A 12,747-nucleotide genomic window follows, 5' to 3' on the forward strand; every position below is an offset into this window, starting at 1 on the left:
TCTGACGCCCGCCGCTTACCCAGATGGCAGCACACTTTAGCCGGCCAGCCGTGAGCACGAGTACATGGCCGAGGAGGGACCGACCCGCAGACAGGTGCTGGGAACCCGGACAGCCGTCCTACTGGCCACTGCCGCGGCCGTGCTCTCGCTGGCGACGGGCATCGCCAACATCGCCGTCCAGCAGACCACCGGTCCGCTCTCGTCCTACATCCCACCAGCAGTCCAGCAGGCGGCCGGATTTACCGGCACGCTGACCGGCTTTCTCCTGTTGACCAGCGCGTACGAGCTCCGGCGGGGCTACCGCGTCGGCTGGTACGCGACGGTCGCATTGCTGCCGATTACCGCCGTCCAGGGACTCGTCCAGGGGAGCGTCTTCTCGCTCCCGCTGGTCGTGCTGTCGGTGCTCTCGCTGCCGGCGCTGCTGGTGAACTACCGGCGCTTCGACCGGAAGACGTCGTTCTCGACGGGCCAGCTCGCAGCGACCGTCTCGCTGGTTGGCACGCTCGTCTACGGGACGGCGGGCGCGTACGCCCTCCGGGAAGAGTTTGTCGGCGTCGAGTCGCTGACCGACGCGCTCTACTACACCGTCGCCACCGCCAGCACCGTCGGGTACGGCGACGCTGCCCCACAGTCGGCACAGGCCCGCCTGTTCGGAATCTCGCTCATCGTCCTCGGAACAGCCAGCTTCGCGCTGGCACTCGGGTCGGTGCTCGGTCCGGCGATTCAGGCCCGCTTTTCGCGTGCACTCGGAACTATGACCACGACACAGTACGACCTCTACGAGAACCACGTCGTCGTTCTCGGTTACGGCGACCTGACAGAACCGCTCGTCGAAGAACTCCACGACGGCAACACCGAGTTCGTCATCGTCACGCCGGACAGCAGCCGCGCTGCGACGCTCCGCGACCAGGATTTCGACGTACTCGTCGGCGACCCGAGCGACGAGGAACCGCTGGAGGCTGCCGGAGTCGGACACGCCCGCGCGATCATCGCGGCGACGAACGACGACGCCGAGGACGCCTTCGCGATCCTGACCGCGCGGGAACTCAACCCCGGCGCTCGTATCGTCGCTGCCGCGACGAACCGGGACAACGTCGAGAAACTCCGGCGGGCCGGTGCCGATACCGTCCTCAGTCCGGCCCTCATCGGCGGGCGGTTGCTGGTTCGGTCGGCTCTTGGTGAGTCCGACGTGGAGGATATCGCCGAACGGATCATGAAAGAGTAGCGGGTTTCAGACGGTCGTTTTGGATGGCAGTCTCGTTTCGTCCGGGAACGCAACAGCGCCAGCCGTTCGCATCGCAATTCATCGATTGGTGGAGTGAACATTATCCACATTATTCAGAGTTTTACACCATATTAAAGAGATTTAGTGCGGATTTCTACTGATAGATTGGTACTGTATCCCGCAGAAAGTTTAAATACATACAGGAAGTTTAGAGATGTGAGACCACAATGTCATTCAGGTCCCTCATGACGGCCATGACGCTGTATCGGAGTCGAACAATCACGCTCGAACAGGCAGCAGACAGAAGCAACGTCTCGCCGGCAAAGATGGAGTCAGAGTTGCGGTCGCGCGGTATCCCGGTCCGTGACGAGAGCCAGGAGTCACGAGCCAGTCCGTGACAGGAGCGAGTGCATGCAGCGTCGTGAGACGACGAGACCAACAAGAAACAATGCGGTGCTACCGGGAGCGCACACAGCAGTTTCATACGGATGGATAGCTGAAAATGACGCGTTCAGAACCAACAGCAGCAATCAGTGGGGTGCCCAAATCGATGCTGTTCTGTTCGGAGTGTGGACACCAGAGCCGGCACGACGGAGACTGGGTCCGCATCGAGACCGCCGGAACGCTCCACTACTGCTGTCCGGAGTGTGGAACAGAAATTACGGCCCGACCGACAGAACCCATCACGGATAGGAACCAGACGACACCAGAGTTCTGGCGGACCTGGGAGAAAAGTATCCGGGCGTGGCAGGAGTTCTGGCAACAGATACTGAGTCCCGGGTAGTTCGAGTTCCCGTCGGATCGGTCAGCCGTTTCGGCCCACTCATGCGGCATGAATTTCCACCGAACACCGGAGCGTTCCGGTGTACGGCGCTCAGATCCCAGTCGGCGGCGCTGCGAACGGCAGCAGCGAATCGACGAGCCACGGGAACGGATCCTGTTCGTAGGGCCACTGCCCGCATTCCGATTTGTACAGCGTGCCGCCGGTCGTCATCTCGAAGTACTTCTGTTTGTGGCCGAGGCGGTAGTGGCAAAGCTCCGGTTTCAGTTTCTCCCAGTAGATTGTCTGCATCGACGGCGAGGCGGGCGGGTCCGGCGGGAGCGCCTCGTAGTTGGGAATATTGTGCTCGTCTTTGAGGTCTTCGACCTCGTCTTTGACCGGCGTGACTGGACCCTGATTCCAGTACATCGTCGTCACCACGAGCGCGACGAGACAGCCGGCGACGAGCGACCGACGGGAGGGTACCGAGAGTTCAGCAACGAGGAGGCCGACGCCGAGTGCAACGAACAGAAAGAGTAAGACGAGTTCGATAGCGCCCTGAAACTCCAGAAACACCTGGAAAAAGTAGAGTGTTCCGCCAGCGGCGACCCACCAGTACTCGCGCCAGTTCTCGCGGACGGCCCAGACCCAACCGACGGCGGCGACGGGGACCAGCAAAACACCGGGCCCCAGTTCGACGAGCGTCGTGAGAGAGCGACTCACGAGCGTGTATCGCTCGACGCCGTAGATGGGGGCGAGAACGACCTCGACGAACAGCGGGATTGCGGTACCGTTCAAGACGAACGGAAGAACGGTCAGCGCGGCGACAGCGACACCGCCGGCGACGGTGCGAGCGGCAGCCCGGACACCCGCACGCTGGAGTGCCATCCCCACGACGAGGAAGGCGAGCAGTCCGGCGAGATGCCAGAATCCGGTCGCGAGGGCGGCGACGACGCCGCTGAGAAGGTAACGGTCCTCGACGGCGAAGTAGAGCGCCGCCGCGCCGCAGAGAAAGGCGAAGTACTTCGGCCGGATACCGGCGTACGGAAAGGTGTAGACGGAGGTGAGCACGAGCATCGACGCGGCAGCGGTGACGCTGGCGAAGCCGTCGCCGGTCAGTCGATGGGTTGTCAGTCCGACAAAGACGAGTCCACCGACAACGGCTGCGACGGCCGCGAGCACGCCGTAGACGTGGAGCAAAGCCATGTTACCAAAGGAAAGGAAGGCGAGGACACCCGACAACCAGAAGATGAGCGGCGGTTTGAGGTCCCAGATGTCGACGTACAGCGTCGCTCCCTGTCCGATGTACCAGCCGCCGTGCTGGAAGAGCGCGGAATCCCTGTTGACATAGAAGGGGTCGAGGGCAAACTGAATCGCCGTCGCGAGCCCAACGATGGCGACGGCACCGACGACGAGGAGCGGCCACCAGTTGTCCGAAATCCAGTCGTGGAGGTCCCGGGAAGAATCGAACGGCAGGTCGGTCGCGACCCTCATTTCACAGCGGCACGTTTTCCTCGGTCACTTAAGTCAGTTTGCAAGTCTCGTCGTTTCAGCAGAGCTAGAAAATAATCCTTTTGTAGTCGCTCCCCGCATGCAGACCCGATGGGACTCCGGCCCGGGTGGGTCAGTCGGGCGAAAGGGCAATTTCGGTCGGATATCCGTGAGGATCCGTATCTCGGTTACGTGCTGGTTGCGACGCTGATACTCGCAGGGTTCTGGTTCTGGCACCGAATCCCGATTTTCACGACGTGGGACGAACACGACCGGGTGCTCGACCCGCTGGTCGCGTACAGTTCCGTTATCAACAATCCCAGTCTGGAGGGACTCCGGGAGGGTATCACGTGGGGGCGCGAGCCGTGGGGCGGGACCTTCTATCTCTACGCGCTGGCAGTGTTGCCGGTCGTGGTTGGAGCGGTAGTGACGGGCAGCATCGACGCTATCGCCGGTATCGGCTTTCCGGAGTACACCTACGCCCACTACGAGGTCTGGGCCGAGACGCCCCGCTGGGTGTGGACGTGGAGCCTCGTCTTCGTCCGCCTGACGAACGTCATTTTCGCCGTCGGGGCGGTGTATCTCACCTACCGGACAGGGACAGAGATCTGGAACCGGTCGACAGGTCGGCTGGCCGCGGTCATGTTGATGCTGACGTTTGGCTTTCTCAAACTTGCCAAGGAGGGCGGCGAAGACATGCCAGCGACGTTTTTCGTCCTGCTGTCGGTGTACTTCCTCGTCCGATACGTCAACTCCGGCACAGACCGCCGACTGTACGAGGCGAGCGCCGCCGGTGGCGTCGCGCTCGTGTTCAAACTCACCGCCGCGCCAATCGTCTTCGCTATCGGGCTGGCACACCTGCTGAAAACCCGCTCCGATGAGGGGTCCTGGCTGGGTGCGTTCTGGCGACCGCGCCTGCTCGCGACTGGCGCAGGCATCGGACTCGCCGTCATGGTGCTTGGGTTTCCGTCGTTGCTCGTCGGCGACTACCGCCACGTCGCTTCGCGGCTGTTTCTCACGCCGGGAAGTCGACCGACGAAAGCGATGGGACCGACCGCGCCGACGTGGTGGTGGTTCCTCCGCACCTACATCAGCGCCTTCGGCCTGCCGCTCCTCCTGGGTGCGATAGCCGGGCTGGCTGGCGCTGGTTACTTTTTGATCAAGCGTGTGCGGCGACTCGGTAGTCTGCGGGCACGTGCCCCGCAGTTCGACGCGATAGCCGTCGTCGTGGTGATACTCGGGCTGTTCGTCGGACTACTGTCGACGTTTCACGACTGGCGCGTCCACCACATCCTGCCGACGATACCGCTCATCATGCTTCTCTCTGCGTGGGCGTTCACTCGCTTTGCCGACTACCGACCGACGGTCACGCGGGTTGCACTGGCGGTCGTCCTCGTCACGACGGCCATCTACGCCGGCGTCGGGACGGCGGGCTACGCTTCGATGCCCCGCGACGACGCCGTCGACTGGCTCAACGAGAACGCCGACCGGGACGCGACGATGGAGACGTACTACCACGGCTTCATCGAGAACGCCATCCCCCACTGGATGACCATCAACCCACTCTGGGCGGACGAGAACAGCAGCGCCATCGAACCCTGTCCCCAGTACATCCAGGTCGGGTACAAAGAACTGCTCTATCTGCAGGATATCCCCGAGGACCAGCTCTCGGCCGACGTGGACACCAACGTCACGGAGCGGGCGGCGTACATCCGCGCGCTGCTCGACGGCGAGTACAACTACGAAATCGTCGCCGAATTCGGACCGCGCCCGGAGAATTTCGTCCCCGAGCGCCCGACACCGGGGTCGCTGGCGGATCTGATTCCGCTGGGGATTCATCCCCACAGCGACCAGTACGGCGACGAGCAGGAACTCGCGGTCAACCAGTACGTCGCCATCATGGAACTGCAGGGACCGTGCGTCGAGTCGCGTGACCCGCCGTGGTCTGGGGGTTAGTTTCGGTCGACGATTGCCACGTCAGTGTCGATAGCGTCGTTGTCGATACGCTCGAACGTCGGTGGTGAAATGAACCGGGAGGCAGCGCTGCGGTCCTGGCTGGCACCTAACAGGATGAGGTCGTACTCGTGGTCGTGACGGGTGAGAAATGTCTCGATTTGCGTCTGTGAGACGCGTGTCTCGATGTTCCCGTCGAAGGTTTCGACGAGGTTCGCCAGTCGCTCCTCGGCGGCACGGCGCTCCCGACTGTTGCTGATGCAAGTGCCAACGCTGACCTGGCCGGTCTTACCGGCGAGTCTGGTCGCGAAATCGACCATGCTGGTGGCGACGCCACCCGGCCCCCGGACCGGGACGAGAATGCGCCGCCAGCGCGTCCGTCCGTCCCTCGACCGATGGGCAAGCACGTCGATATCACTGCCAAAGAGGTCCCGGATGAACTGCGTGACCGTTCCGCGATGGGTCTCGTACGGCGTCGCGACGAGGTCACAGTTTGCCTCGTGGGCGGTCTGGACGACTGTCTGGGCAGCGTCCCCACTCTCGGTGGCGACGACGACCTCACAGGGAACGCCCACTTGCGTCTCGATGCGGTTTGCCCGCGCTTCGAGCGTGCTGACGGCACCGGAGACGACCTCGCCACCGCCAAGCGAATCCAGCGGGTCCCGTCCCTCGCTGTCGAGGAGTTCACCCGTCGTTTCGGTGCTAACGAGCCGCGTCTCGCCGTGGTCGCGCAACAGCGAGCGTTCGGCTCTGGCGACCTGTTCGTCATCGACAATATCGAGCAGGACGACTTTCCCCGCGCGGTGAGCAGCGGCGAGACGGGCACCCAGCATCGCCGTTTCGGCTGCCGTGTCGCCGCGCATCGGGACGAGGACGTGGTCGTCACCTCGCGTCGACTCGTAGAGATAGCGGGCGCGCTGTTCGTAAATCAGTCGCCGCCATCCCGCGAACGCAAGGGCGACGAGACCGCTGCTCGCGGCGATACTCATGACGTATAGCTCCGGATTATCAATCTGTGAGTAGACAAACAGCGTCAGCAGTGCAGTCGAAAACGCCGCAGGTTCCTCAATGTCCAGTCCCCACGTCACCACACCGGTAAGGAAGATGCTCAGCGCCGCACCGACAGCGTGGATTTCCCCAGATTGGGGTGCGTAAAACAGGGCTGAGGCCACCACGACGGCGGCCCAGCCACACGCTGCACCGACGGTTAGCCCACCCACGAACCGGAGCGGCGAGGCGTACTTGCCTTCGGGATTGGCAAAGAGCGTGTACGCGCCGGAGGCAAGCGGCGGATACAACAGAAAGGAGAGCGACCCGACGACGTTCGCCAGCGCCGTCACGAGTCCGATGACCAGTGGCACAAGCAAGAGAATCGAGAGGTGAACCAGGTTGTTCGTCTCGGCAAGCCAGTGGCGCAAGGCTTGGAGTTCGCGCCGCTCGAACTGACGAATTCGGTCGAGAACGATGCGCCAGCGGCTCCGCATGGTTCGCTAGCTTATGCTGGACGCACAAAAGCCCGTGGCCTGCGCGCCGTCCGTGCTCTAGAGAGTGGTGACGGCATCGAGCGTAATCTGGATGGCACGCTCGACGTTGTTTTTCGCCTTCTCGGGCAGTTCTTCGGCGTCCGTCTCGCCTTTTTGCGTGCCTTCGACGAGGTTGCCGTCGACCGTACAGATGGCACCGGCGCGCATCCCCTTCCGCCGAGCGAGCGTGAAGAGTGCGGCGGCCTCCATCTCGACGGCCAACAGGCCTGCCGCTTCCCAGTCGTCGACGTAGGCATCGGTCTCGGCGTAGAAGGCGTCGTCCGTCGCGATGGGACCAATGTGAACATCCTCGTCGTTAGCGACAGCACCGTCGACGAGCGCGGAGAGGACGTCGTAGTCGGGCACCGCCGGAACGGTCGAATCCTCGTAGCGTTTGGTGGTACCCTCATCTTTGGCTGCGCCGGTCGCGACGACCATATCGCCGATTTCGATGTCGGACTGGAGCGCGCCGGTCGTCCCGACGCGAATCAGCGTGTCGACGCCGACGGCGGACAGTTCCTCGGCAGCGATAGCCGCAGACGGCGAGCCGATACCGGTCGAGCAGATAGTGAGATCAGTCCCCTCGTAGGTGGCGTTGACGAGTTTGTATTCGCGGTTCTCGGCGACAGTCGTCGCGTCGTCACAGAGATTGGCGATACGGTCGACCCGTCCGGGGTCACCCGGAACGAGCGCGATATCTGCGAGGTCACCCTCCTCGACGAGCAAGTGTGGCTGCTTTCCCATACGCGGGCCTTCGACGCGAGGGGTCAAAACTCGGCGTGGTTCACGAACGGCCTAAGGGCGGCGTTACGAGACGCCCAGCAGGAACAGGAAGACGTTGTTCATCGCCGGTCCGATGCCGAGCGCGACGATGAGCGCGAAAAAGAGGTTGCCCCGTGTCGGTTCCTCACGAACGTAGTCGGCGAATCCGATGACGATGAGTGCGGCCAGTAGCATCTTTACGACGACGAACAGCCACCCGCTCCCGAGGAACTCCGCAGTCGGCAAGTCGGCGGCGAACTCCATGATTCGCGCCGAGAGCACAGAGCGTTCGCCGACACCGAGGATGTCAGCGCCGATTGCGGTCGTGATGCCGTCAAGCAGATGCGCGAAGAGGACGAGCGCGCCGACGAGACGCGCCTGCGCGATGATGTGGGTCCGCCAGGTGCCGATGAGGATGTAGACGACGAAAGTCGCGACCATCGTCACGATGATACCCACGAGCGGGAGAATCGGCTCCATCGGGCCGACAGCGGGGTCGAGCCCCTGCCAGACCATCAGGCCGACGAGCGTAATCATCACGCCGAGCCCCAGTGCGCCGAGATACTGGGTGACTTTGTCGCCGCCGCTGACGCTGGACCGCGAGCGGATACCGACAATCGAGGAGAGGACCCAGACAGCGCCCATCGCAATGAACGTCGTCAGATAGACAGCCGGTGCGGAAAAGAACGGTTCGACGACCGGGGGGTAAATCTGGACCTGGTAGAGTTCGCCGATTTGATAGAAGACGTGTAGTGCAGAGCCGCTTATCATCCACGGGACGAACGCGAGGACGGTGCGCTGTGTGACCGGCGGCTGGATGGCGTACAACAGCGCGAGCACGACCGCCGTCCCCACCACGAGTAGCGCCGTATACTCCACCGACGGAACCACGAACCCCTCGAACGGTACCTGCATATCGGTCCAGCCACAAGCCACACTAAAAAGCCTTTCCGGTCGGCCACCGGGAGTTTTGTGTTCCCGTCGCTTCCAACAGGGTATGAACGACGTTCCCGGACGCATCGAGCACACGGTTCTCGGCCCGACAACGACCGGGGAAGACGTAACAACCGCCCTCGATATCGCCCTGCGAGACGGGATGCGCGCCTGTCTCCCGCCCTGTTACGTCGCCGAGGCCGCTGATTACGCCCCGAACGTCGAGATAGCGACCGTCGTCGGCTTTCCACACGGCCAGCACACGACGGCCGCGAAGTGTCACGAGGCCCGCGAGGCCTGGGAAGACGGCGCGAACGAACTCGACATGGTGGCTAACATCGGCTATCTGCACAGCGAGGAGGACGAGCGTCTCGAACAGGAGATCGCAGAAGTCGTCGCTACGGTTCCGATTCCGGTGAAGGTCATCGTCGAAGCGCCGCTACTGGACGAAGAGGAACTCCGGCGTGCCTGTCAGACGGCCGTCGACGCCGACGCCGACTTCGTCAAGACCGCCACCGGCTTCTCGGAAGGGGGTGCGACAGTCGAGGACGTCGAGGTGATGAACGAATATCTCCCGGTCAAGGCGAGCGGTGGCATCGGGTCCTGGGCGGAGGCAAAAGCGATGTTCGACGTCGGAGCCGAGCGCATCGGTGCGTCCAGCGGCGACGTTATCGTCGCAGAGTACAGGGAAGCGATAGAAAAACCGGATGCAGAGGATGCTGACCGATAGCGTCGGTTCGAGGACAGTTCACTCGGTTCGTTCGAGCTGATTTCGACGGCGGCGAAACTCTTCTTCGTCGATGTCGCCTCGAGCGTAGCGCTCGCGCAACAGCGAAAGCGGCCGTTCCGCCTCCCGGCGCGATCGGTTCTGACCCGCATCCGTCCCGCGCGTGAGAATCGAGTAGGCCACGACGAGGGGGACTGCAATCAGGAGTCCCATCCAGAGGAGTCCCCACAGCCCCATCGAGCCGCCGAAGAGTCCCCAGCCGCCGCCACCCATCGTGCCGGCGCTATGGCTCCCGCTCCCCATCGCAGCAGCCGTCCCGGTCGCTGCGACGAGCAGCGTCGCCGTGGGTATCACGAGTCTGCGAACTGTGCGTCCGTACGCGGTGGTGTGTCCGGTCATGGTCCTGGTGTGTCAGGGTCTCAGTGTTCGTGGTTTCGAGTGGAGCTACTGGCCGATGTCAGCACCCGTGTCCCTGGCCGTGCGTCCCGCGAACGTGGGTGTCGTCGTTCCAGTGGCTGCCGCGAGTATCATCGTTCCAGTGACTGTCGCGGGTATCATCGTTCCAGTGGTGGCCGGCCGCCGCCTGTGCACTGTCGTCACGATTCACGCCCATGTGCGACTCCATCCACTCGGTGGCAGCCGGCCCCATGTGCGTGGCCATGTGGTCTTCCATCCAGGTCGGCCAGTCAGCCGTGGTGTTCACAGCCGGCGTCTCCGCAGTCATCGTCGTGTTCGTCTGGGTCGTCTCGTTGGCCTGCGTCGGTCCGTCACCGTGTGCGGCGACCGCGGGAACGGCGAGTGCGAGTCCGACGAGTGCGAGCGTTACGAGCAGCCAGCGGCCGAGTGTACTGTTCATTGGGTCTCTCCTCAGTTACGTGTAGCAGGGCCGAGTGGTTATCCCCCTGGGTGAAAACTCACGCAGGAGAACGTTCGAGAGCGTCTATAAACGATGCTAACCGTTTCGCTCCCACAGAATCGTTCATCGCTCCCGAATCCGAATGTCCGGAGAAATATAGTCAGATGTGCTACAGTTCAGACGATTCCTGGAGGTCATCGCTCGGGAAAATTCGGTAGGTCCGCCCCTGTCGCTCCCGGTACAGGAGGCCGCGCTCTTCGAGTTCGCTCACGGTCTGGCTCACCTTACTCTTCGAGAAGTCCGACCGGTCGCGGAGTTCTATCTGAGTAATGCCGGGCGAGTCGAGAACCGGTTCGAGGACGCGGCGTTCGTCGTCAGGCAACAGGTCGAGCACTCGTTCGCGGGGGTTCGCCTCGGGCGTCTCCGACTCGGTAGTCGGTGACTGCTGGTCTGGCGGCTCGGCGGGAGATTGTGCCGGTGGGTCGACGTGAGCAGCGTGCTCGGTCCCGCCGTCTGCACTGCCGACAGGTCCATCCGCCGCTGTCGACGGGAGTTCCTCGCGAACGAGGAGATACCCCCCACCGACGACAATCGCAACGGTGAGTGTGCCGAGGACGTACCACAGGGGGTCGGTCCCGTGCATCGTTCCCATCGACGTGCCCATCATCGAGCCCATCGTCTGATCGACGGCACGACGCCGTTGATAGGCCTGCCAACTGAGTGCGCCACCGCCGAGGAGAACGACTGCAACGAGAGCCGTCACGAGCAGATCCGCGCGGCGGCGATTCATCGGCCCACCCCCGACGAATTGGACTGGCTAGTCATAGTCGCCCTACGAGCGGGAGCCGCGAACCAGTTACGGTTCACTCTGAGTCGGTGTAGCGGAGAGTCGGCTTCACCCGGCAGCCCGGGTGTCGTTCGTCCGTTCGATGACGTACTCGGTGTCGACCTGTCGTGCGAGCAGGCTGTCGACGGGTGCGTAGCCGTCCGTCAACAGCGGCGCATCGCCAACGTCGACGTGCCCGCGGTAGAAGCTGATCTCTCGGGAGAGGTCGATGCCGATATCCCGCTGTTGGTTCCGACGTTCGAAATCGGCCTGCGAGAGGTTCCGCTCGGAGTTCGTGGCGACCAGTTCGATGTTCTGGAGTCCACCCGACTGGCTGGTCGGGAAGCTGTACACCTGCGGGAACACCTGGTCCATCGTGCGGTACTGGGCGCGATAGAACGCCGACTCCGGCCCGGTCCGAGCGGAGATGACGTTCGCGACCACGACGCCGTCGTCATCCATCCGGTCGGAGACGAGCGTCATGAACTCCTCGGTGGTGAGGTGGATGGGTGCCTTGTCGGCACGATAGGCGTCAAGGACGACCACGTCGTAGGTTCTGTTCGTCTCTTCGAGATACTCGCGACCGTCTCGAGTGTGGATACGGAAGTTTTCACTCTCTTCGACGCGGAAGTATTGCTTTGCAGTCGAAGCCACCTCGGGGTCGATTTCGACGACGTCGATGCTGACGTTGTACTCACTCTGGAAGCGTTTCGGGCCGGAGAAGCCGCCGCCACCGATAAAGAGGACGTTGTCCACGTCGTCGGTCGCGAGCATCGAGAGGTGGAAATAGCGAGTGTAGGAAAAGACGTAGCGGTCGGGGTGGTTCTTGTCCATCGCGCTGTGAGGGACGCCGTCGAGATACAGCGTCCGCACGCCGTCGTCGTCGACGACTTCGAGTTGCTGGTAGGCCGTCTGCGTTTCGTAGACCACGTCGCCGCTCGCCAGCGGTGCGAACGTGACAAAGACGAAAGATAATACGAGAAGTGCCCCGACGAGACCGATTGCCGCGCGAGTCCCCGACTGTCCTCGCGGGGCGACGAGAACGGCCGTCAGCAAGAGCAAGACGCCGAAGCCGAACTCGATGCCGACGACGCCCTCCTTGACTTCCGGAATGAGGACGAACGTCGTTGCGAAGGCCCCCAGAATGGAGCCACCGGTGCCGAGCGCGTACACCTGTCCGGAGGCATCGCCCGGCCCCTCCGAGGCGATGAGTTCCGCGCCGTAGGGGCTGACGAACCCGAGCAGCACTGTCGGTGGGCCGAAAAGAATCGTGATGGGGAGGACAGGCGCAAAGCGGGCCGGCAGGCCGACGTTCTCGGTCGCTCGTAGTATCGGGTCGCCAGCGACGACAATCAGGGCGACGTAGGCGGCGGTGGCGACGAAAACGAGCGCGAGCGCGTTCCGGGAGGCGCTCGTGCGGGCGCTGCGGCCGGCCAGCCAGTAGCCCACCGCGAGGGCGGCGAGGAAGACGCCGATAATCGACCCCCAGGTGAAGACGCTAGAGCCGTAGACGGGGGCGATCTGACGGCCGGCGACGATTTCCAGTCCCATACTCGCCACGCCAGAAACGAAGACGGCGCTTTCGATTCGGTTCGGTGTGCGCCCTGCGAGGCGCTCGGGGACCGATGACACAGTAGGCCCGGCTAACGGCTACGACAGTATAACGATAACTGTCGACGGTGCGGTCCGGA

Annotated in this window: 13 protein-coding genes; 5 read left to right on the forward strand and 8 right to left on the reverse strand. The window is 63.1% G+C overall.

All coding sequences use genetic code 11. The annotated features are described in order from the left end of the window. Positions 1-64: 64 nt before the first annotated feature. The 3 genes from WDJ60_RS13105 to WDJ60_RS13115 all read left to right on the forward strand — a co-directional run bounded on the left by WDJ60_RS13105 (position 65) and on the right by WDJ60_RS13115 (position 2,009). Positions 65-1,225 (forward strand): NAD-binding protein, encoded by a 1,161-nt coding sequence (locus tag WDJ60_RS13105; RefSeq protein ID WP_340100966.1) that lies wholly within the window; start codon positions 65-67, stop codon positions 1,223-1,225. A 227-nt stretch (positions 1,226-1,452) separates the two neighbouring features. Beyond that, complete coding sequence (locus WDJ60_RS13110; protein WP_340100967.1) at positions 1,453-1,623, forward strand: DUF7317 family protein; 171 nt, start codon at positions 1,453-1,455, stop codon at positions 1,621-1,623. A gap of 104 nt (positions 1,624-1,727) precedes the next feature. Continuing rightward, positions 1,728-2,009: a DUF8106 domain-containing protein gene (locus WDJ60_RS13115; protein WP_340100968.1), complete on the forward strand. Its 282-nt coding sequence runs from the start codon at positions 1,728-1,730 to the stop codon at positions 2,007-2,009. A 90-nt stretch (positions 2,010-2,099) separates the two neighbouring features. On the opposite strand, the gene WDJ60_RS13120 is transcribed toward WDJ60_RS13115, so the two are convergent. Next, on the reverse strand, positions 2,100-3,479 hold the full coding sequence (locus WDJ60_RS13120) for a DolP-mannose mannosyltransferase (RefSeq protein ID WP_340100969.1): 1,380 nt from the start codon (positions 3,477-3,479) through the stop codon (positions 2,100-2,102). A 108-nt stretch (positions 3,480-3,587) separates the two neighbouring features. Here WDJ60_RS13120 and WDJ60_RS13125 point away from each other — a divergent pair, with 108 nt between their 5' ends. Then, positions 3,588-5,432: an ArnT family glycosyltransferase gene (locus tag WDJ60_RS13125; protein WP_340100970.1), complete on the forward strand. Its 1,845-nt coding sequence runs from the start codon at positions 3,588-3,590 to the stop codon at positions 5,430-5,432. Here the strand turns inward: WDJ60_RS13125 and WDJ60_RS13130 are convergent. The 3 genes from WDJ60_RS13130 to WDJ60_RS13140 form a co-directional block, all read right to left on the reverse strand. Then, complete coding sequence (locus tag WDJ60_RS13130) at positions 5,429-6,913, reverse strand: HPP family protein (protein ID WP_340100971.1); 1,485 nt, start codon at positions 6,911-6,913, stop codon at positions 5,429-5,431. The genes WDJ60_RS13125 and WDJ60_RS13130 overlap by 4 nt on opposite strands. Before the next feature lie 57 nt (positions 6,914-6,970). Beyond that, a complete protein-coding gene (locus WDJ60_RS13135) occupies positions 6,971-7,696 on the reverse strand; it encodes a nucleoside phosphorylase (RefSeq protein WP_340100972.1) in 726 nt (241 codons plus the stop codon). A 63-nt stretch (positions 7,697-7,759) separates the two neighbouring features. After that, positions 7,760-8,629: a DUF63 family protein gene (locus WDJ60_RS13140; RefSeq protein WP_340100973.1), complete on the reverse strand. Its 870-nt coding sequence runs from the start codon at positions 8,627-8,629 to the stop codon at positions 7,760-7,762. Positions 8,630-8,711: 82 nt separating this feature from the next. On the opposite strand from WDJ60_RS13140, the gene deoC reads away from it, so the two are divergent. Then, on the forward strand, positions 8,712-9,377 hold the full coding sequence (deoC, locus tag WDJ60_RS13145) for a deoxyribose-phosphate aldolase (protein ID WP_340100974.1): 666 nt from the start codon (positions 8,712-8,714) through the stop codon (positions 9,375-9,377). Positions 9,378-9,395: 18 nt separating this feature from the next. On the opposite strand, the gene WDJ60_RS13150 is transcribed toward deoC, so the two are convergent. The 4 genes from WDJ60_RS13150 to WDJ60_RS13165 all read right to left on the reverse strand — a co-directional run bounded on the left by WDJ60_RS13150 (position 9,396) and on the right by WDJ60_RS13165 (position 12,688). Beyond that, positions 9,396-9,773 (reverse strand): SHOCT domain-containing protein, encoded by a 378-nt coding sequence (locus WDJ60_RS13150; RefSeq protein ID WP_340100976.1) that lies wholly within the window; start codon positions 9,771-9,773, stop codon positions 9,396-9,398. 58 nt (positions 9,774-9,831) lie between these two features. Beyond that, complete coding sequence (locus WDJ60_RS13155) at positions 9,832-10,230, reverse strand: hypothetical protein (protein WP_340100977.1); 399 nt, start codon at positions 10,228-10,230, stop codon at positions 9,832-9,834. 169 nt (positions 10,231-10,399) lie between these two features. Further along, a complete protein-coding gene (locus WDJ60_RS13160; protein ID WP_340100978.1) occupies positions 10,400-11,020 on the reverse strand; it encodes a helix-turn-helix transcriptional regulator in 621 nt (206 codons plus the stop codon). 105 nt (positions 11,021-11,125) lie between these two features. Beyond that, a complete protein-coding gene (locus WDJ60_RS13165) occupies positions 11,126-12,688 on the reverse strand; it encodes a spermidine synthase (protein ID WP_340100980.1) in 1,563 nt (520 codons plus the stop codon). Positions 12,689-12,747 lie beyond the last annotated feature (59 nt).

Origin of the sequence: Salinibaculum salinum, assembly GCF_037645885.1 — an archaeon.
GTDB lineage: Archaea > Halobacteriota > Halobacteria > Halobacteriales > Haloarculaceae > Salinibaculum > Salinibaculum salinum.